Source organism: Kitasatospora sp. NPDC091276, from assembly GCF_040684355.1.
Lineage (GTDB): Bacteria > Actinomycetota > Actinomycetes > Streptomycetales > Streptomycetaceae > Kitasatospora.
In genome coordinates, this window is sequence record NZ_JBFBFU010000005.1 from 326,199 (window position 1) to 347,440 (window position 21,242).

General features: G+C 74.1%; 18 protein-coding genes and 1 tRNA gene. 11 read left to right on the forward strand and 8 right to left on the reverse strand.

Features of this window, described 5'->3' with window-relative positions; all coding sequences use genetic code 11:
* Positions 1–131: 131 nt before the first annotated feature.
* Both AB0O19_RS09060 and AB0O19_RS09065 read right to left on the reverse strand, forming a co-directional pair.
* On the reverse strand, positions 132–1,625 hold the full coding sequence (locus AB0O19_RS09060) for a Cys-Gln thioester bond-forming surface protein (RefSeq protein ID WP_363618819.1): 1,494 nt from the start codon (positions 1,623–1,625) through the stop codon (positions 132–134).
* Between the two features lie 353 nt (positions 1,626–1,978).
* Entirely contained in the window at positions 1,979–2,578 is a 600-nt protein-coding gene (locus AB0O19_RS09065; protein ID WP_363618847.1) for a single-stranded DNA-binding protein, read from the reverse strand.
* A 643-nt stretch (positions 2,579–3,221) separates the two neighbouring features.
* Between AB0O19_RS09065 and AB0O19_RS09070 the strand changes: the two genes are divergently transcribed.
* Positions 3,222–3,297 (forward strand) — tRNA-Arg (locus AB0O19_RS09070).
* A gap of 336 nt (positions 3,298–3,633) precedes the next feature.
* On the opposite strand, the gene AB0O19_RS09075 is transcribed toward AB0O19_RS09070, so the two are convergent.
* Positions 3,634–4,251, reverse strand: coding sequence for a TetR/AcrR family transcriptional regulator (locus AB0O19_RS09075; RefSeq protein ID WP_363618820.1), 618 nt, complete (start codon positions 4,249–4,251; stop codon positions 3,634–3,636).
* A gap of 91 nt (positions 4,252–4,342) precedes the next feature.
* Here AB0O19_RS09075 and AB0O19_RS09080 point away from each other — a divergent pair, with 91 nt between their 5' ends.
* A complete protein-coding gene (locus AB0O19_RS09080) occupies positions 4,343–4,891 on the forward strand; it encodes a GNAT family protein (RefSeq protein WP_363618821.1) in 549 nt (182 codons plus the stop codon).
* A 129-nt stretch (positions 4,892–5,020) separates the two neighbouring features.
* On the opposite strand, the gene AB0O19_RS09085 is transcribed toward AB0O19_RS09080, so the two are convergent.
* A complete protein-coding gene (locus AB0O19_RS09085) occupies positions 5,021–6,505 on the reverse strand; it encodes an MFS transporter (RefSeq protein ID WP_363618822.1) in 1,485 nt (494 codons plus the stop codon).
* Between the two features lie 151 nt (positions 6,506–6,656).
* On the opposite strand from AB0O19_RS09085, the gene AB0O19_RS09090 reads away from it, so the two are divergent.
* The 3 genes from AB0O19_RS09090 (at position 6,657) to AB0O19_RS09100 (ending at position 9,035) form a co-directional block, all read left to right on the forward strand.
* Positions 6,657–7,346, forward strand: a complete 690-nt coding sequence (locus AB0O19_RS09090; protein WP_363618824.1) for a TetR family transcriptional regulator — start codon at positions 6,657–6,659, stop codon at positions 7,344–7,346.
* Positions 7,347–7,381: 35 nt separating this feature from the next.
* Positions 7,382–8,191 (forward strand): enoyl-CoA hydratase/isomerase family protein, encoded by an 810-nt coding sequence (locus tag AB0O19_RS09095; protein ID WP_363618825.1) that lies wholly within the window; start codon positions 7,382–7,384, stop codon positions 8,189–8,191.
* 241 nt (positions 8,192–8,432) lie between these two features.
* A complete protein-coding gene (locus AB0O19_RS09100) occupies positions 8,433–9,035 on the forward strand; it encodes a hypothetical protein (protein ID WP_063349403.1) in 603 nt (200 codons plus the stop codon).
* 69 nt (positions 9,036–9,104) lie between these two features.
* On the opposite strand, the gene AB0O19_RS09105 is transcribed toward AB0O19_RS09100, so the two are convergent.
* Positions 9,105–10,331: an acyl-CoA dehydrogenase family protein gene (locus AB0O19_RS09105; protein ID WP_363588595.1), complete on the reverse strand. Its 1,227-nt coding sequence runs from the start codon at positions 10,329–10,331 to the stop codon at positions 9,105–9,107.
* A gap of 127 nt (positions 10,332–10,458) precedes the next feature.
* Here AB0O19_RS09105 and AB0O19_RS09110 point away from each other — a divergent pair, with 127 nt between their 5' ends.
* The gene (locus AB0O19_RS09110) at positions 10,459–11,091 is read left to right on the forward strand and encodes a TetR/AcrR family transcriptional regulator (protein ID WP_363618826.1); all 633 of its coding nucleotides are present in this window, start codon (positions 10,459–10,461) and stop codon (positions 11,089–11,091) included.
* Between the two features lie 85 nt (positions 11,092–11,176).
* Entirely contained in the window at positions 11,177–12,625 is a 1,449-nt protein-coding gene (locus AB0O19_RS09115) for a cellulase family glycosylhydrolase (protein WP_363618827.1), read from the forward strand.
* 27 nt (positions 12,626–12,652) lie between these two features.
* Here AB0O19_RS09115 and AB0O19_RS09120 read toward each other — a convergent pair whose 3' ends face one another.
* Positions 12,653–14,677 carry a M3 family metallopeptidase gene (locus AB0O19_RS09120; RefSeq protein WP_363618828.1) on the reverse strand — a complete coding sequence of 675 codons (2,025 nt, stop codon included), beginning with the start codon at positions 14,675–14,677 and terminating at the stop codon, positions 12,653–12,655.
* Positions 14,678–14,832: 155 nt separating this feature from the next.
* Between AB0O19_RS09120 and AB0O19_RS09125 the strand changes: the two genes are divergently transcribed.
* Positions 14,833–16,560: a bifunctional 3'-5' exonuclease/DNA polymerase gene (locus AB0O19_RS09125; RefSeq protein ID WP_363618829.1), complete on the forward strand. Its 1,728-nt coding sequence runs from the start codon at positions 14,833–14,835 to the stop codon at positions 16,558–16,560.
* A 96-nt stretch (positions 16,561–16,656) separates the two neighbouring features.
* Here AB0O19_RS09125 and dhaM read toward each other — a convergent pair whose 3' ends face one another.
* Positions 16,657–17,049: a dihydroxyacetone kinase phosphoryl donor subunit DhaM gene (gene dhaM, locus AB0O19_RS09130; protein WP_363618830.1), complete on the reverse strand. Its 393-nt coding sequence runs from the start codon at positions 17,047–17,049 to the stop codon at positions 16,657–16,659.
* Positions 17,050–17,206: 157 nt separating this feature from the next.
* Here dhaM and dhaK point away from each other — a divergent pair, with 157 nt between their 5' ends.
* Both dhaK and dhaL read left to right on the forward strand, forming a co-directional pair.
* Entirely contained in the window at positions 17,207–18,202 is a 996-nt protein-coding gene (gene dhaK / locus AB0O19_RS09135) for a dihydroxyacetone kinase subunit DhaK (protein WP_363588584.1), read from the forward strand.
* A gap of 13 nt (positions 18,203–18,215) precedes the next feature.
* Positions 18,216–18,866 carry a dihydroxyacetone kinase subunit DhaL gene (dhaL, locus tag AB0O19_RS09140; RefSeq protein ID WP_363588582.1) on the forward strand — a complete coding sequence of 217 codons (651 nt, stop codon included), beginning with the start codon at positions 18,216–18,218 and terminating at the stop codon, positions 18,864–18,866.
* Positions 18,867–18,935: 69 nt separating this feature from the next.
* Here dhaL and AB0O19_RS09145 read toward each other — a convergent pair whose 3' ends face one another.
* Positions 18,936–20,108 (reverse strand): PP2C family protein-serine/threonine phosphatase, encoded by a 1,173-nt coding sequence (locus AB0O19_RS09145; RefSeq protein WP_363618831.1) that lies wholly within the window; start codon positions 20,106–20,108, stop codon positions 18,936–18,938.
* A 160-nt stretch (positions 20,109–20,268) separates the two neighbouring features.
* Between AB0O19_RS09145 and AB0O19_RS09150 the strand changes: the two genes are divergently transcribed.
* Entirely contained in the window at positions 20,269–21,207 is a 939-nt protein-coding gene (locus AB0O19_RS09150; RefSeq protein ID WP_363618832.1) for a PrsW family glutamic-type intramembrane protease, read from the forward strand.
* The last annotated feature ends 35 nt before the right edge of the window (positions 21,208–21,242 follow it).

The window sequence follows — 21,242 nt, forward strand, 5'->3', positions numbered from 1 at the left end:
GGTGTGCCCCACGGGGGTATCCGCAGCGCGGGGTTGAACGGCGAAGGCCCGGCCCCCGCAGCGGGTGCGGGGGCCGGGCCGGGTGCCGTCCGGGCCTCAGGAGGTCAGCGCCTCCGGGCCTGCGGGGCGGTTCAGGCGGCGGTGCGACCGTGGCGGCCACGGCGGCGCAGGACGAAGACCGCGGCGCCACCGGCCAGGACCAGGCCACCGGCGACGGCGGCGAGGATCGGGGTCGAGTCACTGGCACCGGTCTGGGCCAGGCCACCGGTGCCCGGGGCGGAGCTGGTCGCGGCCGGGCTCGGGTGCGCGCCGGCGGCGGTGCTGGCACCGGCCGACGGGGTGCCGGCCTGGCTCGGGGTGCCACTCGGGGTGCCGGTCGGGGCGGTGCTCGGGGCGGTGCTCGGGGTGCCGGTCGCGGCCGGGGTCGACGGGCCGGAGGTCGGCGGGGTCACACCGGTCTTGCAGTCCAGGACGCCCTTGAACTCCTTGGCGAAGCCGTTCGGGCCGGTGACGTTGATGTCGTAGGCGGCCTTCTCGGCGACCGGGACGAGCACGTTCTCGGTCTTGCCCGGCTGGACGGTCAGCTGCTTGCCCGGCTTGACCGTGACGGTGGCGGCCTCGTCACCGCCGTTGGTGACGGTGACGCGCACGCCGTTGTTCTCGCACTCGACCTGGGCGGTGCTGTCGACCAGCGCGCCCGCGCCCTGCTTCCAGGTGGCCTTGGCGCCGGCGGAGACGCTGAGCTTGCTGGAACCGGCCAGGATCATGCTCTGGCTGTGCCGCTTCGGGTCGTAGCCCTCGCTGAGGAAGACCCGGCCGCTGGGCACGACGGTGTCGGCGGCGGCGGCGAGGGCGACCGAGCCGTCCGGGGTGCCGGCCGGCACGTCCAGGAACAGCTGGGTGTCCTTGATCGGACCGGTCAGGGTGGCGCCGACCGGCTTGCCGTCCTTGTCCACCACCTTGACCTTGTCGGCGGCGTCACCGGTGACGGTGAGCTTCACCTCGGCCGCGCTGGACTTGAGGGTGAAGGGGCCGAGCTTGTTGCCGGACTTGCCGGAGACGGAGTCCGGGTTGAGGGTCAACGAGGGGTTGGGCTCGGCGGCGATGCCCTTGTTGGCGTCGCTGAGCAGGTAGTCGCGCAGCTTCTTGGCCTTGGCGTTGCGCGGGGTGGCGTTCTTGTTGTCCGAGAACTTCCAGATCGCGGCCTGGGTGCCCGCGGCGGCGTCCTCGGCGGTCAGGCCGTCGACGCCGACGGTCTTGCCGAGCGCCGTCAGGTCCTTGACCTGCGGGTAGGAGTTCTCCAGGATCCAGCGGATCTTGGAGGCCGCCTCGACCTTGTTCTTGCCGCCGAGGGAGCTCGACTTCCAGTCCGACTCCTGGTACTTCGCGGCACTGTCCAGGTAGACCGGGTTGTCGAAGTCGATGCAGTAGGTCTGGATCTCGCCGTTGGACGTCTTGAGGGTGAACAGACCGCCGTCGACGGTCCCCTTGCCCTCGACGTCGATCTTCTCGCCCAACATCGTGTTCTGGAGGACGGCCTTGACGCCCGCACCCGGGGTGTCCGCCGCGGCCGCCGCACCGGCCGCGAACAGGCCCCCGCCCAACACCAGGCTGGTCGTGAGCATGACAGTGGTTATGCGGGGGAGACTCCGCGCCTGCCTCTGGAACATCTGGGATCCCTCCGGGCCGGGCCGCACCGATGGACAGCCCGCCGACTTGCCGTGCCGCGCGCGCCCCCTGTGGCGCTGCTGCGGGTATGAACCAGACGAATCCTATTGAGCCCCGCAGGCCCCGAAACCCCCATGCGAAATCAGGACGATTCCGTATCTGGATCGTTATCAACCCCCTCAGTTTCGACACAAGCTGACGAGCAGCCAGAATCTCCCCGCGACTTTTCGTTATCCGGGCGAGATTGCGCGTGCGGGAGCAACAACAGTCTCGATCAACATATTTGTCGACAGTTAAGGTCATCGACCCGTCAGATCAGCGCAGCCTGCTCGCCACCTCCCCGATCCCCCTCGGCCACCCGACCCCGCTCCCCCACCTCCGCCTCCGACGCCCCACCCGACACCGGCCGCACCGGCGGCGGGAGCTCCGGCGGGCGCGGCGCCGAGGCCACCGCCGAGGCCTTCCGCGCCTCCAGCGCGTCGGCGATCCACCCCGGCACCACCCCTCCGCCGGCCTGCGCCCCGGTCGGCCCGGCAGCGCCCGGCGGCTGCCCGCGCACCCCCGCCGCCCAACGGAACGCCGAGGTACCACGGGTGAGGTCGTGTCCGACCGATCGGGCGTCGATCTCGGCCCCGGTGCGCTTCACCTCGCCGTCGACCCACTCCCGCAGCCGCAGCCGACCGCTCACCAGCACCGGATCCCCCTTGGCGAGCGAACCGATCAGGTTGACCGCGAGCCCCCGCCAGGCCGTCACCGTCAGCCACTGCGTCTCGCCGTCCGCCCAGCACTCGCGCTGCCGGTCGTACCGGCGCTCGGTGCAGCCGAGCCGGAACTTGGCCATCGGCACCCCGCTGCCCGTTTCGCCGTAGGTCACCTCCGTCGCGACAATGCCGACGATCGTCACCTGCATCTCGTTCACAGCGCACTCTCCGCTCTCGCCGATGCACCGTACGGAATCGACCGGCGCGCGTTGAGAGTGTGCTTCGCGGGAAATCCCCGCCAGGAAGTTCTGAAATCCTGTGGACAACTCGATGCCCCGGAAAACCGACGTCACTCGCAGGGGTGAATTTCGGCCTTTCGGCACCCCTTCGCGCCCATCTCATCGCGGCCATGACAACAAACCGACTGCTCGTCGCCCCCAACCGACACGCCCCGGAACAGCGCCGGCCGACCGTCCGCGCACGTCATCCGACCGGAGGAAGCCGAATACGGCCCCCCACCCGCACCGGTGACGACACATTCTCCGTGCCGAATCCATAACGGGTGGGGCGGCAGCCCCGTAACGACTGCACAACGTCCGGCTCGGAACACTCCCAGACCGCTGCACTCACGGCGTTCACCTGCGATTATCGGACCGCTCCACCGAACCGACACACCAACGGCGGTGTCGTCACACTCGGCCGAGGAACTGGGCACCCTTATCCTGTCCCCGACAGGGCGAGGGCCCACCGACCCCCACCCCCACCCTCACGGTACGGGGCCGGACACGCGCGCCCCCAGCGCTCGTCGCCCGACCCGGCCACGGTCACGCCCGCCCGGGCGCAGCCCGTCCCGCCCCCATAGCTCAGCGGATAGAGCACCCGCCTTCTAAGCGGTAGGTCGCAGGTTCGAATCCTGCTGGGGGCACCACCTCGCCATTCCCGCAGGCCGCCAGGCCGGCGGCCGCATTGCCCGGCTGCCACGGGCTCCCGGAAATCCCGTCCGCCCGCCGCCCGATTCCCCGTACCCACCGCACCTAACCCGTGACTATCCGTGTCATGGCCACTGCGATAACCGGCCGATCCGGATGACCGCCACTGCGGACCGGATGCGGGAGAAGACCCGGACAACCGAAATTCCGGGCGAATCACGCCCCGGGGACGATCCGCCCCACCGACCCGGCCGGGAACAGCTCGGTCGCGAACCCGGCAGTCCGCCCGGCCCGTGATCGCGAACCCGGCCGACCGCTCAGCCGGCGGTGGCGAGTCAGCCGGCGGTGGCGAGCCCGGCCAGGTAGGCGTCCAGCAGAGCGGTCTGCCGCTCGGGCGGGAACTCCGCCGGGGCGAACAGCACCTGCACCACCAGGCCGAGCACGAAGGCCTGCGCGCCGGTCGCGAGCGCGGCGGCGTCGGCCCCGGCCGGGAGCTCCCCGAGCCGCTGGGCGTCCGCGACGTGCACCGCGAGGGCCTCGCGCGAGCGGGCGTAGCGACCCGCGTGCGCGGCCGCGAGCGCGGGGTCCGACAGGGCGACGTCCCAGGAGCCGACCCAGATCCGGTTGCCGGCCACCGCCGCCCCGTCCAGCGGCAGGACGTCGAGCAGCGCGGCCCGCAGCCGGGCCAGTCCGGGAGGTGGCGGCGGGGTGCCGTCGGCGGGGGCGGTGCGCCGGGGCCGGGAGCCGGAGCGCCGGTCGAGCTCGTCCAGCGCGTGGCTCAGCAGGGCCCGCTTGTTGGGGAAGTAGTGCGTCAACAGACCGGTGGAGGCGCCCAGTTCGGTGGCCACGGCACGCAGGGTCAGCCCCTCGAAGCCGCGGCTGGAGAGCACCCGCCACACGCCCTCGGACACTTCCAGGCGGCGGGCGTCATGGTCTCCACGGGCCGGTGTCATGGGGGTCATCGTACATACCAAACGTTTGTTATGTATGGTTCCCAGCACACCGCGCATCCCGTGAACCGTGCATCCCGTGAAAGGCCAGCCCATGTTTGCCGTACCGCTCGCCGAGAACGCCGAACTGCGCCCGCTGGAGCCGTGGCAGGCGGCCGAGTTCCTGGCCCACATCGACCGCGCCCGCGCCCACACCGACCCGTGGATCCCCTGGGCCACCCGCTCCACCGACCTCGACTCCGCCCGCGCCACCCTCCAGCGCTACGCCGACCAGCAGGCCGCCGACAGCGGCCGGATCTACGGTGTCTGGCGGGACGGCACGCTGGTCGGCGGCGTGATGTTCGTGAGCTTCAACGCCCAGAGCGGCGTCTGCGAGATCGGCGCCTGGACCGAGCCCGCCGGCGAGGGCGGCGGACTGATCACCGCCGGCGTCCGGCGGCTGCTCGACTACGCCTTCACCACCCGCGGCCTGCACCGCGCCGAGTGGTGGTGCTCCGCCGGCAACGCCCGCAGCCGGGCCGTCGCCGAGCGGGTCGGCATGACCCTGGACGGCACCCTGCGCGAGTGGTACCCGCACAACGGGGTCCGCCACGACAAGCAGATCTGGTCGATCCTGGCCCCGGAGTGGACGCCCGGGGCCTGACCGGACGCGGCGGGGTCCGGTGGACACCCCCGTGTCCCACCGGACCCCGCCGCTCCCCGCTCCGTCGCCCCCGGGCCCCTGCCCCTCAGGCCGCTCAGGCCCCTCAGGCCCCTCAGGCCCCTCAGACCCTCAGGCCGCCAGCACCGGCGGCTCCGCCGCCACCACCGTCCTGGGCACCCGCAGCGCGAGCAGCAGGACCAGCACCAGCAGACCGCCGGCCGACAGGAACACCACGTCGACCGCGTCCGTGAAGCTGCGCAGCGCGTGCTCGCGGGCCGCGCCGCCGAGCGTCCGGACGGCGCCGAGCGGCAGGCCGGGCTCGCCGTCCGCGAAGGCCCGGGCCAGCACGGTGCCGAAGAGCGCCGCGCCGAGCGCGCTGCCGAGGGTCTGGAAGAAGCGGATCCCGGTGGTCGCGACGCCGAGCTGGTGCCGGGGGACGGACTCCTGCACCACCGTGATCAGCTGGCCGATCAGCTGGCCCATCCCGAAGCCCAGCAGGACGAGTTCGCCGCAGACCGCCCACAACCCGGTGGTCGGACCGCTGAGCCCGAGCAGGAGCAGGGCGATCGCCGCGCAGCCCGCGCCGGCCACCAGGAAGGTGCGCTCCGCGTGGCCGCGGGCGGTGAGCCGGCCGGCCAGCAGGCCGGCCGCCGTCATCCCGCCCGCCATCGGGATCAGGTAGAGGCTGGCCGAGGTGGGGTCGATGCCGCGGGCGATCTGCAGGTAGAGCATCACGTAGACGATCGAGCCGGTCATGCCCATCCCGACCAGGCCCTGGATCGCGAAGCCGAGGCGCACCACGCTGATCCGGAACAGCGACAGCGGCAGCACCGGCTCGGCGGCGGTGGCCTGGCGCCACACGAAGAGGCCGAGCGCGGCCAGGGTGGCGGCGACGAGCCCGAGGATCACCGGGGAGGTCCAGGCGTAGTCCTTGCCGCCCCACTCGGTGACCAGCAGCAGCCCGGTCGCGAAGGCGGCGGCGAGGGCCGCGCCGAGGAAGTCCAGGCTGCGGCGGCCGGCCGCCGGCGGCAGCTTGATCACCAGGGCGGTGCCGACCAGGACGAGCACGCCGAGCGGCAGGTTGATGTAGAAGATCCAGCGCCAGCTGAGGTGGTCGGTGAACAGCGCCCCGATCAGCGGGCCGACCGCCATGCCGATGCCCGCGACGACCCCGCCCATCGCGCCGCCCTTGCCGCTGCCGCGCTCGGCCGGGTCCTTGAGGTGGGCGATGACCACCATGGTGACGCTCATCAGCCCGCCGCCGCCGATGCCCTGGACGGCCCGGAAGGCGATCAGCTGGCCCATCGACTGCGCGAACCCGCAGAGCGCCGAGCCGACCAGGAAGGTGCCGACCGCGCCGAGCAGCACGCGCTTGGCGCCGTACAGGTCGCAGAGCTTGCCGTAGAGCGGCAGCAGCGCGGTCGCGGCGAGAGCGAACGAGCTGATCAGCCAGGGCAGTCGGTCCACGCCGTGGACGGGGTCGAGCTCCCGGACGATCGGCACGGTGGCCGCGGACACGATGTTCATGTCGAGCACGGCCAGCACGATCGTGACCAGGCAGAGCAGCATGCCCAGGTTGCGCTGGGCCGGTGTCATCAGGGCAGCGGGTGCCATCGGTAAGTCCCCCCAGGGTCGGTGGAGTTCGGGCCGGGCCGGTGCGGCCGGCGGCACGTCCCCACCATGGCAGTTTTTTTATACCTGGTCAATTCTTAAGCTTGGCTCAATCTTCATCCTGGTCGATCTTTGATCCTGGTACAGTCGAACCATGGCGACGCACACCGGCTTCAGCCCCGACGACGACCGCGACCTCGACGCCCTTCCGCTGCGCGAGCGCAAGAAGATCCAGACCGGCATCCGGATCTGGCGCACCGCCATCGGGCTGTTCGCCGAGCGGGACTTCGACCAGGTCTCGGTGGCCGAGATCGCGGCCGCCGCCGAGGTGTCCAAGATGACCGTCTTCAACTACTTCCCCACCAAGGAAGACCTGGTCATGGCCCCCATGGAGCAGCACCTCGACGAGCCGGCCCGGGTGGTCCGCGAACGCGCCCCCGGCGCCTCGGCGGTGGCGGCGCTGCGCGAGCAGTACCTCGCCGCGCTGGAGCAGCACGACCCGGCCACCGGGTTGAGCGACGAACCGCTCGTGCTCGACGTGGTCCGGCTGATCCACCGCACACCGGCCCTGGCGATGCGCGCCACCGCCGGCTTCGGCCGGCACGCGCAGGGCCTGCTGACCACCGAACTCCTCGCCCAGGACCCGGCCCACGACGAGCTCACCGCACAGATCGCCGCCGCCCAACTGCTCGCCGCCCGGCTGGCCCTGACCACCGAGAACCAGCGCCGGATGCTGACCGGCGAACGCGCCGCGGCCGCCCTGCCCGGCGCCCTCGACCGGGCCGCGCGCGCCTTCGCCCTGGTCGAGGGCGGCCTCGGAGACTACTGCGCCGTCGCCTCCTGAGAGAGTGGGCGCACCACGACCGCCCGGAGGTGCGCATGGACCAGCCGCTGCTCACGCGGGACCGCTCCACCCTGCCAGCCCACGCCGAGGGCCTGCACGCGTACGTCGGCGAGGACGGCGTCGCCGTCCTGGAGTTCGCCCGACCGCACCGGCGCAACGCGGTGACCCTGGAGATCTGGCAGGCGCTACCGAAGGTGCTGCTGCGCCTCGCCGAGCGGCCGGGGGTGCGCGCCCTGCTGGTCACCGGCGCCGGCGGCACCTTCAGCGCGGGCGCGGACATCGCCGAACTCGCCGAGGTGTACGGCGATCCGGAGCGCGCGGACGCCTACCACGCGGTCAACGTCGCCGCCGAGGAGGCGCTGGCGGCCTTCCCGCACCCGACCGTCGCCGTGGTGCAGGGCGCCTGCGTGGGCGGCGGCTGCCAGCTGGCCGTCGCGTGCGACCTGCGGTTCGTCGCCGAGGACGCCCGGCTGGGGATCACCCCGGCCAAGCTCGGCGTGGTCTACCCGGCGGTGCCGACCGTACGGCTGGCCCGGCTGGTCGGCCCGGCCCGCGCCAAGTACCTGCTGTTCTCCGGCGAGTTGGTGACGGGCCGCGACGCGCTGCCGCTGGGCCTGGCGGAGCGCGTCCTGCCGGGCGCCGAACTGGACGCCGCGGCACTGGAGTTCGCCCGGCTGCTGACCCGGCGCTCGGCCCAGACCATCGGCGCGGTGAAGGCCGCGCTGGCCGTCCCGGCGGAGCGGGCGGCACAGGCGCTGGCGCCCTGGGAGCGCCGTTCCCGGGAGACCTCGGACGTGTCCGAGGGGCTGGCCGCTTTCCTGGAGGGCCGCCCGGGGCGGTTCTGACCGGGGCCGGGCGCCGGGTCCGGACGTCGGCTCCGACCGGGACCGGACGTCGGCTCCGACCGGGACCGGGCCCCGGGTCCGGGCACCGGCCGCGAGGACGGGCTCGCGTACGATCATCCGATCGGTGCCGGGCCGTCCCGACACCCCCGCCCTGACGCCCCCGTCACGCCGACCCGTCACGCCGATCCCTCGCACCGCCCCTTCACGCCGACCCCTTTGCGCACCCGGAGCACACACCCCGATGACCACCGAGGCCACGACCGCCCCCACCAGCCGGACGATCTGGGCCCGCCGGGTCACCGACGGCGTCGAGCCGAAGAACGTCATCATCGCGATGCTCCCGCTGATGGGCGTCATCCGCTACGGCTGGACGGGCCTCGGCTGGGCGGCCTTCGCGGCCCTGTTCGCGGCCGTCATCCCGACCATGTTCATCCAGCGCGGCATCCGCAAGGGCACCCTGGAGGACCGCCACGTCGGCCATCGGCAGCGCCGGCTGACCGTCATCCCGTTCATCATGGGCTCGGTCGCGACCAGCTTCGCCGTGATGCTCTGGCTGGACGCCCCGGCCGACCTGACCGCGATGGTGCTGGCGATGTTCGCCTCGCTGGTCCCGATCCTGGTGATCACCGTCTGGTGGAAGGTCTCCGTGCACACCGCCGTCGCCGCCGGCGCGGTGGTCTGCCTCGGGATCGCGCTCGGCCCGCTGTGGCTGCTGCTCGCCCCGCTGGTCGCGGCGATCGGCTGGTCCCGGGTGGTGCTGCGGGACCACACCACCGCGCAGACCATCGTCGGCGCGGCGGTGGGCGCGCTCACCGCCGGACTCGCCTTCTGGGCGGCCCGGTAGCCCGACGGGCCGCCGGCCCGACAGCCCGGTAGCCCAGCGGGCCCAGCAGGCTCGACGGACCCAGCGGGCTCAGCGGATCGGCATCCCCGAGATCGCCCGCGCGATCACCAGCCGCTGGATCTCGCTGGTCCCCTCGAAGATCGAGTAGATCGCGCTGTCCCGGTGCATCCGCTCCACCGGGTACTCCCGGGTGAAGCCGTTGCCGCCGAGGATCTGCATCGCCTGCGCGGTGACCCACTTGGCCGTCTCGCCCGCGTACAGCTTGGACATCGAGCCCTCGGCCGCGGTGAACGGCTGGTTGTTGGCCGCCATCCAGGAGGCCCGCCACACCAGCAGGCGGGAGGCGTCGATCCGGGTCTTCATGTCGGCGAGCTGGAAGGCCACGCCCTGGTTGTCGATGATCGGGCGGCCGAACTGCTCGCGGGTCCTCGCGTAGTCCAGCGCCACCTCGTACGCGGCCCGGGCGATGCCGATCGCCTGCGCGCCGACGGCCGGCCGGGAGGCCTCGAAGGTGGCCATCGCCGCGTTGCCCCTGCCCCCCGGGCGCTTGACCCCCTCGCGGGCCCGGGCCAGCCGCTCGTCCAGCTTCTCCTTGCCGCCGAGCAGGCAGCTGCCGGGCACCCGGACGTCGTCCAGCACCACCTCGGCGGTGTGCGAGGCGCGGATGCCGTGCTTCTTGAACTTCTGGCCCTGGCTCAGTCCGGGGGTGCCCGGCGGGACGACGAAGGAGGCCTGGCCCTTCGCCCCCAGCTCCGGGTCGACGGTGGCGACGACGACGTGGACGGCGGCGATCCCGCCGTTGGTGGCCCAGGTCTTGGTGCCGTTGAGCACCCACTCGTCCTTGGCCCCGTCGTACACCGCCCGGGTGCGCAGCGCGGAGACGTCGGAGCCGGCGTCGGGCTCGGAGGAGCAGAACGCGGCCACCTTGAGGTCGTCCGGGGTGCCGAACATCTGCGGGGTCCAGGTGCCGATCTGCTCGTCGGTGCCGTTGGCGAGCACCGCGACGGCGGCCAGCGTGGTGCCGACGATGGACAGCCCGATGCCCGCGTCGCCCCAGAACAGCTCCTCCATGGCGATCGGGATGCCGACGCCGGAGGGGTCGAAGTACTGCTGGGCGTAGAAGTCCAGCGAGTAGATGCCCAGCTTGGCGGCCTCCTGGATGATCGGCCAGGGGGTCTCCTCGCGCTCGTCCCACTCGGCCGCGGCGGGGCGGACGACGTCGGCGGCGAAGCCGTGCAGCCAGTCGCGTACGGCGAGCTGGTCCGCGCCCGGGTCCAGCGAGAACGTGCTGCTCATGGTGCTTGCCTCCGAAGAAGGGGTACGGCCGACCAGGGGGGTTACCTCGGGTAACATCGTCGGAGTCTGCTACTGATTGGTAACTGGTGTCAACGCCCGGTCAGACCCCGACCCCGAGGAGCAGCACATGTCCCGAGAGCCCCGCCGCGAGCAGCTGCTCAACGCCGCCGACCGGGTCATCCAGCGGGACGGCCCGACCGCCAGCATGAACGCCATCGCCGCCGAGGCCGGCATCACCAAACCGATCCTCTACCGCCACTTCGGCGACCGGAACGGCCTGATCACAGCCCTCACCGAGCGCCACACCGGCGGCCTGCTGGCCGCCGTCCGGGCCGCCCTCGCCGCACCGCTGGAGCGCCGCGACCGGGTCGAACACGTCCTGGACACCTACCTGGCCGGGATCGAGGCCCGCCCGCAGGTCTACCGGCTGCTCACCCACCCCGAACCGGGCGACCCGAGCGGCGCCGGCACCGCGCTCGCCCCCGCGCTGCGCCAGATCGCCGCGGAGATCACCCGGGCCGTGCAGAGCCAGGTCGACCTCGGCGCGGACCGCGAGCTGCTCGCCGAGGCCTGGGGCCGGGGCATCACCGGCATGGTGCTGGCGGCCGGCGACTGGTGGCTGGAGACCAGACCCTGCTCGCGCACCCGCATGGTGCAGGCGCTCGCCGACCTGCTCTGGGGCCGCCTGGCCGCCGCCGCGGACCTGCCCACCCCCGCCACCCCGGCCCCGACCCCGGCCCCGACCCCGGACGCCGACTGAACTCCCCTTCCGCGCGAGGCCCTTGTGCGACACGCGGCACCGCGGGCATCATCGGGCCCCCACCCCCGCGCCGTACGAGGTCCCGATGCGCCTGCGCCGCACCGCCGCCGCCCTGCTGCTCGCCGCCACCACGGCCCTCACCGCGGCCCCCGCCACCCCCGCCGCCGCGCACACCGGCCCGCCCGCGCGGTTCCCCACCGCGACGGCCACCGGCCCCGACGGCCGCACCGCCTTCACCGACGCCCAGGGCCGCCGCCTCCAACTGCGCGGCTTCAACCTCGACAAGTACGCCGAGACCACCGAGGCCGACCTCAAGTCCCTGGCCGCACAGGGCTTCACCCTGATCCGGGTGGCGGTCTCCTGGAACAGGCTGGAGCCCGTCCGCGGCCGCCTCGACCCGGCCGAACTGCACCGGCTGCGCCAACTCCTCGGCTGGGCCGACCGGTACGGCCTGCTCGCCCTGGTCGACCTGCACCAGGACGTCTACGGGCCGGCGTTCGGCGGCGGCGACCGCGGCATCCCGCCCTGGGCCACCCGGGACGACGGCCTGCCGTTCACCCCCGACCCGAACGACTGGTTCGCCGGCTACTTCCAGCCCGCCGTCCAGGCCGCCTTCCGCCACCTCTACGACGACCCCGACCTGCGCGCCTGGCAGGCCGACTTCTACACCCGGCTCGCCCTCGAACTGCGCGGCCACCGCTCGCTGCTGGGCTACGACCTGTTCAACGAGCCGTTCGGCCCGGTGGACGGCGACCCGAGCGACCCGGCCGTGCTCGCCGCCGCCTCCGCCGCCCTCGAACAGGGCCGGCTCGCCGACATGTACCGCCGCCTGATCGCCGCCGTGCGCCGGGTCGACCATCGCGCCTGGCTGCTCGTCGAACCCACCGTCCTGGTCGGCCAGGGCGTGCCCACCCGGCTGCCCGGCTTCGACGACCCGCGCCCCGGCCCGCCCCGGCTCGGCTACGCACCGCACTTCTACGACACCGCGGTCGAGAACGGCGCCGACTGGGACCCGGCCGACGGCTTCGTCGAGCGCTACACCGCCGCCGTCACCGCCTACCCCGCCGCCCACCGCCTGCCCGTCCTGGTCGGCGAATGGGGCCCGCCCGACTCCCGCAGGCCGGGCAACACCCTGCTGGTCCGCCGGCAGATCGCCGCGATGGACGGCTTCGCCGAGGGCTGGACCATGTGGTACTGGTGCCGCGGCACCGGCGGCTACTGCGCGCTCGACCCGGCCGGGCGCCCCGCCCCCGGCGACGAGCCCGCCTTCGGCCCGTACCCGGCGGCCGTCGCCGGGACGGACGTGCGCACCGACGCCGCCACCGTCCGCTGGAGCGCCGACGGCACCCGGCACGGCAGCGAACTCGTCCTGCCCCCGGCGGCGTTCCCGCACGGCGCCGAGGTCACCGCCACCCCCGCCGCCGCCCGCGTCGACGTCGAGCAGCCGGCCGGCGGGCGGGCCGGCACCGTCCGGATCCGCCTCCCGCACGCCCGCCCGGGCACCCCGGTGACGGTCACGGTCACACCGCGCTGACCGCCGCCGGGGCCGCCCGGGAGGCGGCTAGAGCAGGCCCCGCCGCGCCAGCAGCGGACCGGTCTCCGGCGCCCGGCCGACCACCGCGCGGAAGGACTCCAGCGGGTCCCGGCCGTAGCCGCGCGCCAGCAGCTCGCGCCGGAACAGTTCGCCGCTCTCCCGCACCGCGCGCCCGTTGCCCTCGAACCACTGCACGGTGTCGGCGTCCAGCACCTCCGACCAGATGTACGCGTAGTACCCGGCGCTGTAGCCGCTGGCGAAGACGTGCTGGAAGTACGCCGTCCGGTAGCGCGGCGGGATCGCCGGCACCGCGATCCCGGCCTCCGCCAGCGCCCGTGCCTCGAACTCCTCGGCGTCCGCGATCTCCCGGCCCTGCGGCACGGTGTGCCAGGCCCAGTCCAGCAGCGTCGCCGCGAGGTACTCCACCGTCCGGAAGCCCTCCCCGAAGCCCTCGGCCGCCACCATCCGCTCGACCAGATCGGCCGGCAGCGGCTCCCCGGTCACGTGGTGGCGCGCGTAGTTGGCCAGCACCTCCGGCCGGACCATCCACATCTCGTTGACCTGCGAGGGGAACTCGACGAAGTCCCGGGGCACCGAGGTGCCCGCGAACAGCGGGTACCGCACGTCCGAGAACAGCCCGTGCAGCGCGTGCCCGAACTCGTGGAAGAGCGTGCGCACCTCGTCCCAGGCCAGCAGCACCGGCTCGCCCGGCGCCGGGCGGGCGATGTTCAGGTTGTTGAGCACCACCGGCCGCCGACCGGTCAGCCCCGACTGGCTCACCAGCTCGTCCATCCAGGCACCGCCGCGCTTGGACGCCCGGGCGTGGAAGTCGCCGATGAACAGGCCCAGCGAACCGCCGTCCTCCTCGAACACCTCGAAGACCCGCGCGTCCGGGTGGTGGGCCGTCAGGTCGGGCCGCTCGGTGAAGGTCAGCCCGTACGCCAGCCCCGCCGCGAAGAACACGCCGTCCCGGAGCACCCGCTCCAGCTCGAAGTACGGGCGCAGCACCGCCGCGTCCACCTGGTAGGAGCTCTGCCGGACCTTCTCCGAGTAGTACGCCCAGTCGTGCGCGGCGATCTCCTCGATCCCGTCCGCCGCCGCCAGCTTGGCCAGCTCGGCGGCCTCCCGGCGGGCATTGGCCACCGCCGGACCCACCAGCCGGGCCAGCAGCCCGGACACCGCCTCCACCGTGCCCGCGGTCTCGTCCTCCACCACGTACGCGGCGTGGCTCGGGTGCCCCAGCAGCGCGGCCCGCTCGGCGCGCAGCCCGGCCATCCTGATCGCCAGCGGGCCGTTGGCCGCCAGGCCCCGGTCGAGCGAGGCCGCCAGCAGCCGCTCGCGCACCGACCGGTCGGTCAGCCGGGCCAGTTCGGGCTGGCCGGAGGTGCTCTTCAGGGACAGCGCGAACCGGCCCTCGTACCCGAGCACCCGGGCGTTCTCCGCAGCGGCGGCGACCTCGTCCGCGGACAGCCCGTCCAGTTCCTCGGCCGCGTCCACGACCAGCGCGGCGGCCTTGGTGGCGGCGTTCACGTTCTGCTGGAACGTCGTGCCGAGCGCGGCGAGTTCGGCGTTCAGCTCGCGCAGCCGGGCCTGCTCGGCCTCACCCAGCCGGGCGCCGGAGCGGACGAAACGGGTGTGCCGGGTCTCCAGCAGCCGCAGCGACTCCGGGTCCAGACCCAGCTCGGCGCGGCGCCCGTACAGCTCCTCGATCCGCGCGAACAGGGCGCGGTCCAGGTGGATCGCGTCGTGGTGCGCGGCCAGCAGCGGGCTCACCGCGGTCTCCACCTCGTCGACCAGCTCGCTGGTGTCCGAGGCCGACTGGTTGCGGAACACCGCGTCCACCCGGCGCAGCAGCTCCCCGGAACGCTCCAGGGCGACCAGGGTGTTGTCCGGCGTCGGCGGCCGCGGATCCGCGGTGATCGCCGCGATCTCGGCCAGCTGCTCCGCCATCCCGCGCTCGTACGCGGGCAGGAAGTGCTCCGGCCGGATCTCGGCGAAGGGCGGCAGTTCGTAGACCAGGGGGCTGGGCTTGAAGAACGGGTTCTCGGTCATTTCGCCGACCCTACGCCGTGTCACCCACCCTGCCTATGCGCCCCCGCCCCCGTTGTCGTACCCACCCGTTAACGTCGAGCCCGGACACCCGAACGACCGCACACCCGTGCCCGTACCCGCACGCCAGAACAGCGCGCCGGAGAGGAGACGCCCCCGTGGCACCCAGGACGGCCCTCGCCCCCGACCCGCACGGCCCCGGCGGCCGGCTCCAGCCGCTCGACGACGCCGGCACCCCGCTCGGCCCGCCCGAGAAGGTCCCCGACCTCGCCGCCGCCGTCGCCGCCCGGGAGGCCGCCGGAAGCGGTGCGCCGGGGCCCCGCTGGGTGTGGGCCGCCACCGACAGCGCCTACGCGCCGCTGCTGCCCCGGCTGCCCGACCGGCTCGCCCGCTGCCACGACCTGCGCCTGGTCGAGGCCCTGCTGCTGGCGCACGAGGGCCGGTTCGGCGCGCCGCGCTCGCTCGGCGCCGCCTGGTCCCGGCTGCGCGGCCTGCCCGTCCCGGACGACCTGCCCGAGCCCGGCTCCGCCGAGGCCGACGACGGGCAGGACACCCTGTTCGCGCCCGACCGGCTGCAACTGCCGCCCGGCGCGGACCCGCTGACCGCCGTCGTCGCCGTCCACGCCGAGCAGCAGCGCCGGATCGCCGCGATCGCCGACCCTGCCGCCCGGCACCGGTTCCGGCTGCTGGTCGCCGCCGAGTCCGCCGGCGCGCTGGTCGCCGCCGAGATGGCGCACGACGGGCTGCCCTGGCGCGCCGACGTCCACGACCAGCTGCTCACCGAACTCCTCGGCCCCCGCCCGACCGTCCCCGGCGCCCAGCCGAGACTGCTCGCCGACCTCGCCGCCGAACTCCAACAGGCCCTCGGCGGGCGCCCGTTCAACCCCGACTCGCACACCCAGGTGCTGCGCGCCTTCGCCGAGAACGGCATCCAGCTCGGCTCCACCCGCTCCTGGGAGCTCAAGGGCGTCACCCACCCGGCCGCCGCGCTGCTGATCCGTTACAAGGAGCTGTCCCGCATCCATGCCGCGCACGGCTGGGCCTGGCAGGACGCCTGGGCCCGCGGCGGCCGGTTCCGGCCCGAGTACGTGGTCGGCGGCGTGGTCTCCGGGCGCTGGGCCAGCCGCGGCGGCGGCGCGCTGCAGATCCCGCGCATCCTGCGCCGCGCCGTCGTCGCCGACCCGGGCTGGCTGCTGGTCGTCGCCGACGCCGCCCAACTGGAGCCCCGGGTGCTCGCCGCCCTCTCCCAGGACGCCGGGCTGGCCCGCACCGCCGCCGGCGGCGACCTGTACGAGGCGCTGGCCGCCAACGCCTTCCAGGGCGACCGCGACAAGGCCAAGCTCGGCCTGCTCGGCGCCATGTACGGGCAGACCAGCGGCGACATCGGCCCGCTGCTGAACACCCTGCGCCACCGCTACCCCGCCGCGATGGGCTACGTCGAGGCCGCCGCCCGCACCGGCGAGGACGGCGGGGTGGTCGCCTCCCGGCTGGGCCGGGTCTGCCCGCCCGCCTCCGCCGAGTTCCTCGACCTCACCGAGTCCCCCGACACGGCCGGCGAGGCCGGCGGCCGGCAGGCCCGCGCCCGCGGCCGCTTCACCCGCAACTTCGTCATCCAGGCCAGCGCCGCCGACTGGGCGCTCGCCCTGCTCGCCGCCCTGCGCCGCCGGCTGGGCGAGCTTCCGGTGGCCGGCCCGGCGGAGCGCCCGCACCTGGTGTTCTTCCAGCACGACGAGGTGATCGTGCACACCCCGGCCAACCTCGCCGACGAGGTGGCCGCCGCGGTCGCCGAGGCGGCCGACGAGGCCCGCCGCCTGGTGTTCGGCGACACCCCGGTCCGCTTCCCGCTCACCACGGCGGTGGTGGACTGCTACGCCGACGCCAAGTAGCCGCCCTGGCGTCACGGCCGCGGCATCACCGCTGCGGCCTTCACGACCGCGGCCACACCACGACGGCTTCACCACGACGGCCTCACAGCTGCGGCCTCACAGCTTCCGGAACGAGCGGGCCTCCTCGGCCGCCGCGACCACCTCCGCCAGCGCCGCCCCGGTCGAGGCGGTGACGGCGGCCGCCACCGCGCCCTCCACGAACGGCGCGTCCACCAGCCGCACGCCCGGGCGCGGCTCGTCCTCCAGCACCGTGACGGCGGTGAGCACCGAGCTGCCGAGGTCCGGCAGCACGACCACGCCCGCCCCGCCGTCCGCCTCGGCGACGGCCCGCGCGATCAGGTCGTAGCTGGTGCCGAGCCCGCCGTCCTCCGTCCCCGCCGCGCACACCACCCGCACGCCGCCCGAGGCGAGTTCGGAGAGCAGCTCGCGCAGCCCGGCGGCCAGTCGGGCGCTGTGCGAGACCAGGACGATACCCACGTGTTCGCTCATGCGACCGACCCTACGACCGACCCCGCGGCCGACGCCGCTACTCCGGGAGAGTGACTCGAATCCCGCGTGTCGCACCCCGTGCCCGCCGCCCCCGTCTGGCGTAGCGTCGGGGCAGCAGCGTCCACGGCCGACGACCCGCACAAGGGAGCGAAGAGCGTTGAAGAAGCTGATCAACACCCCGGAGAGCGTCCTGGAGGACGCGTTGGCCGGAGTGGCCGCCGCCCACCCCGAGCTGACGGTGGACATCCCCAACCGGGTGATCACCCGGGCCACCCGCCCGGCCGGGCCCAAGGTCGCGGTGATCTCCGGCGGCGGCTCCGGCCACGAACCGCTGCACGGCGGCTTCGTCGGCCCCGGCATGCTGGACGCCGCCTGTCCCGGCGAGGTCTTCACCTCCCCGGTACCGGACCAGATGCTGGCCGCCGCCAAGGCCGTGGAGAGCGGCGCCGGCGTCGTCTTCATCGTGAAGAACTACACCGGCGACGTGATGAACTTCGAGCTCGCCGCCGAACTCGCCGCCGAGGAGGGCCTGGCGGTCCGCACCGTCCTGATCGATGACGACGTCGCGGTCGAGGACTCCACCTGGACGGCCGGCCGCCGCGGCACCGGGGCGACCGTCCTGGTCGAGAAGGCCACCGGGGCGCTGGCCGAACGCGGCGCCCCGCTCGACGAGGTGGCCGCCCTGGGCGAGCGGGTCAACGCCGCCTCCCGCTCCTTCGCCATCGCACTCACCGCGGCCACCACCCCGGCCGCCGGCAAGCCCGGCTTCGACCTGCCCGAGGACGAGATCGAGGTTGGCGTCGGCATCCACGGCGAGCCCGGCCGCCGCCGCGAGAAGCTGCGCCCGGCCCGCGCGCTGGCCGCCGAGGTGGTCGACACCGTCCTCGCCGACCACCACCTGGCCCCGGGTGACGAGGTGATCGCCCTGCTCAACGGCCTCGGCGCGACCCCCCTGCTGGAGCTGTACATCGCCTACGGCGAGGTCGCCGCCCGGCTCGCCGAGCGCGGCATCACGGTGGCCCGCAGCCTGGTCGGCAACTACGTCACCAGCCTGGACATGGCGGGCTTCTCGCTCACCCTCACCAAGGTCGACCCGCAGCTGCTGGAGCTGTGGGACGCGCCCGTCGACACCCCCGCCCTCAAGCGGGCCTGAGCCGGGAGACGTCATGGAATTCGACACCCCCCTCGCCGAGGCCTGGGTCCGCGCGATCGCCGCGGCCGTCGAGAAGGAGCAGGACCGGCTCACCGAGCTGGACTCGGCGATCGGCGACGGCGACCACGGCAGCAACCTCCGGCGCGGCTTCTCCGCCGCCCTGGCAGCCCTCGACGGCCTCCAGCCGGCCGGCCCGGGCGCCGTGCTCACCAAGGTGGGCAGCACGCTGATCTCCAAGGTCGGCGGCGCCTCCGGCCCGCTCTACGGCAAGGCCTTCCGCGCCATCGGCGCCGCCCTGCCCGATCCCGCCCCGCCCGGCTCCGCCGACCCCGTCGGCCCGGCCGCCGTCGCCGAGGCACTGGCGGCCGGCCTGGACGCCGTCCGCGCCCTCGGCAAGGCCGTGCCCGGGGACAAGACCATCGTCGACGCCTACACCCCGGCCGTCGCCGCCTTCCGCGCCGCGGCCGGCGCCGGGGCCGCCCTCCCCGAGGCGGCGTCGGCGGCCGCCGACGCCGCCGACCAGGGCGCCCGCGACACCGTCCCCCTCCAGGCCCGCAAGGGCCGCGCCTCCTACCTCGGCGAGCGCAGCATCGGCCACCAGGACCCGGGCGCCACCTCCACCGCCCTGCTCTTCCGCGCCCTCGCCGACGTCACCGCGTCCTGAGAGACCCTCTACTCCTCGCGCGGGCGCCCGCGCGAGGAGAGAGTCCTCCGGCCCTCAGCCATCCGGCCGTCAGCCGTCCGTCCTGGCGATCAGCAGCAGCAGGGCGTCGTCCCGCAGTTCCCCGCCCGTGTGCGCGAGCAGGTCCGCGTACACCCGCCCCACCGCCGCCTCCAGATCCCCTTCCGACCGCGTGGCGCCCCGCACCAGCGGCCCGACCCGCTCCGCCAGCGGGTAGAACTCCCCGCTCTTGCGGTGCCGCGCCTCGACCACCCCGTCCGTGCAGAGCACCAGGACGTCCTCCGCCCCGAACGGCTGGTCCCAGCTGGCCGGTTCGCCGGCCGCCAGCCGTCCGAGGCCGAGCGGCACCCAGGGGTCGGGGGCGTCCAGCACGTGCGCCCGCCCGTCGCCGTCGACGCGGATCGGCGGAACGTGCCCGTACTGCAGCAGTTCCATCACCCCGGGCGTGCGGAACTCCGCGAACAGCGCGGTGGTGAACTCCCCGTCCGGGACGTGCCGCTCGACGCTGGCCTCGATCCGCGCCGCGACGCCCCGCAGCCCGGCCTCGTCGTACGCGGCCTCCCGGAACGCGCCCAGCACCACGGCCGCGGTCTGCACGGCGGAGAGCCCCTTGCCCCGGACGTCCCCGACCGCGACCCGGGTGCCGTGCGGCGTCTCCAGCACCGAGTACAGGTCCCCGCCGATCCGTGAGGCGTCGGCCGCCGACACGTACCGGACGGCCAGCCGCAGCGGCCCGACGGCCGGCCCGGGCAGCTGCAGCAGGGCCCGCTGGGCGGCCTCGGCGACGGAGCTGACGGCCGCGAAGGCCGCCGCGCGCCGCATCCGGATCTTGGCGACCCAGGCGGAGAAGACCGTCAGCACGGCGTAGCTGACCATCGCACCGTAAAGGAAGCGTGCGTCGTTGATGTTGTCGACCTGGTCGTAGTGGCTGAGCCCGAAGACCGCGAGCAGACCGAGCGCGCAGACGGCGAGCAGTTCGCCCGGTCTGAGGGTGAGCGCGGCGGCGGCCGGGACGACGGTCATCAGCGGTGCCAGGTAGCGGTCCTTGCCGGAGAGGAGGTCAGCGAGTGCGACCAGGAGCACGGCGAGCAGCGCCGGGCTGGCGCGCCGCCAGAACGGCACGTCCTGGAGGTCGGCGGCCAGCAGGGCGCCGCGCCGCCGGTCCGGCGGCAGCCCGGCGGCGCTGGGGGCCGAGGGGGACTGGGCACGGCGGGTCGGGAACACATACCGAACATAAGGGACGTTCGCGGCGCCCACCCGCCCGCCTACCGCGTGTCCGTCCACCGCGTCCGCCGACCCGCCGCACGAGCGCCCCGATCGCCCCCAAATGCCCTATTTGTCATACAGTTCGACCAAAGCGGCTACCCCGAGGAGGCCCCGTCCGGTGTCCGGCTACCGCAACACCCCCCGCATCTCCGACGCCCCGGCCCGCACGACGGCCACGTCCGACCACTGGCTGAAGGTCTTCGCCGTCGGCCTGCTGCTCTGGGGCGCCACCGTCGTCGTCACGTTCCTCACCGGGAACAGCAACCTCGTCCCGACGATCGTGCTGCTCGGCAGCTTCCTGGTCCCGGCCACCCTGGTGATCTGGGCCTACGAGCACTACGCCGGCGACCTCGGCCCGGACCGGCTCTTCGCCTGCTTCGGCATCGGCGGCATCATCGGCGTCCTGGGCGCCTCGGTGCTGGAGAGCTACCTGGTCTCGCCCTCGGCCTGGATGTACGTCACCGTCGGCCTGATCGAGGAGGCGGCCAAGCTGGCCGCCCTGGTCATGGTGAGCCGCCGGCTGCGGGTCAGCGGGCTGCGGCACGGGCTGGTGCTCGGCGCCACCGTCGGCGCGGGGTTCGCCGCGTTCGAGAGCGCCGGGTACGCGTTCAACGCCGTGCTGAGCATCCAGGGACTCTCGCTCGAGGACCTGGTCGAGACGGAGATCCTGCGCGGGGTGCTCGCGCCGGTCGGCCACATCCTGTGGACGGCGATCATCGGCGGGGTGCTGTTCAGCGAGCGCCGCGGCGGGCGCTTCCGCTTCACCACCCCGGTCGTCGTCACCTACCTGGGCGTATCGCTGCTGCACGCGCTCTGGGACAGCACGAGCGGCATCGCCGTCTGGCTGGTCGCCAAGACCACCGCGAGCTCCTGGCAGCACGCGCTGTTCGAGCTCGGCCACATGCCCGATCCCACCAGCGAGCAGGTGCACCTGTACACCCTCTACGACACGGCCGGGCTGCTCGTGGTCTCCTTGGGCGGGCTGCTCTGGCTGCGGCTGCTGATCCGGCGCGAGCGCGCGCCGATCCCGGCCCAGCTCCCGGCCTCCCCGGCCTGAGGCGGTCCGGCGCATACGCTCGACCGGCGCACGCG

Coding starts and splice junctions, on each gene's coding strand:
- AB0O19_RS09060 (WP_363618819.1), bottom strand. CDS start 1,625: ATGCTCACGACCAGCCTGGTGTTGGGCGGGGGCCTGTTCGCGGCCGGT.
- AB0O19_RS09065 (WP_363618847.1), bottom strand. CDS start 2,578: ATGCAGGTGACGATCGTCGGCATTGTCGCGACGGAGGTGACCTACGGC.
- AB0O19_RS09075 (WP_363618820.1), bottom strand. CDS start 4,251: ATGACACCGGCCCGTGGAGACCATGACGCCCGCCGCCTGGAAGTGTCC.
- AB0O19_RS09080 (WP_363618821.1), top strand. CDS start 4,343: ATGTTTGCCGTACCGCTCGCCGAGAACGCCGAACTGCGCCCGCTGGAG.
- AB0O19_RS09085 (WP_363618822.1), bottom strand. CDS start 6,505: ATGGCACCCGCTGCCCTGATGACACCGGCCCAGCGCAACCTGGGCATG.
- AB0O19_RS09090 (WP_363618824.1), top strand. CDS start 6,657: ATGGCGACGCACACCGGCTTCAGCCCCGACGACGACCGCGACCTCGAC.
- AB0O19_RS09095 (WP_363618825.1), top strand. CDS start 7,382: ATGGACCAGCCGCTGCTCACGCGGGACCGCTCCACCCTGCCAGCCCAC.
- AB0O19_RS09100 (WP_063349403.1), top strand. CDS start 8,433: ATGACCACCGAGGCCACGACCGCCCCCACCAGCCGGACGATCTGGGCC.
- AB0O19_RS09105 (WP_363588595.1), bottom strand. CDS start 10,331: ATGAGCAGCACGTTCTCGCTGGACCCGGGCGCGGACCAGCTCGCCGTA.
- AB0O19_RS09110 (WP_363618826.1), top strand. CDS start 10,459: ATGTCCCGAGAGCCCCGCCGCGAGCAGCTGCTCAACGCCGCCGACCGG.
- AB0O19_RS09115 (WP_363618827.1), top strand. CDS start 11,177: ATGCGCCTGCGCCGCACCGCCGCCGCCCTGCTGCTCGCCGCCACCACG.
- AB0O19_RS09120 (WP_363618828.1), bottom strand. CDS start 14,677: ATGACCGAGAACCCGTTCTTCAAGCCCAGCCCCCTGGTCTACGAACTG.
- dhaM (WP_363618830.1), bottom strand. CDS start 17,049: ATGAGCGAACACGTGGGTATCGTCCTGGTCTCGCACAGCGCCCGACTG.
- dhaL (WP_363588582.1), top strand. CDS start 18,216: ATGGAATTCGACACCCCCCTCGCCGAGGCCTGGGTCCGCGCGATCGCC.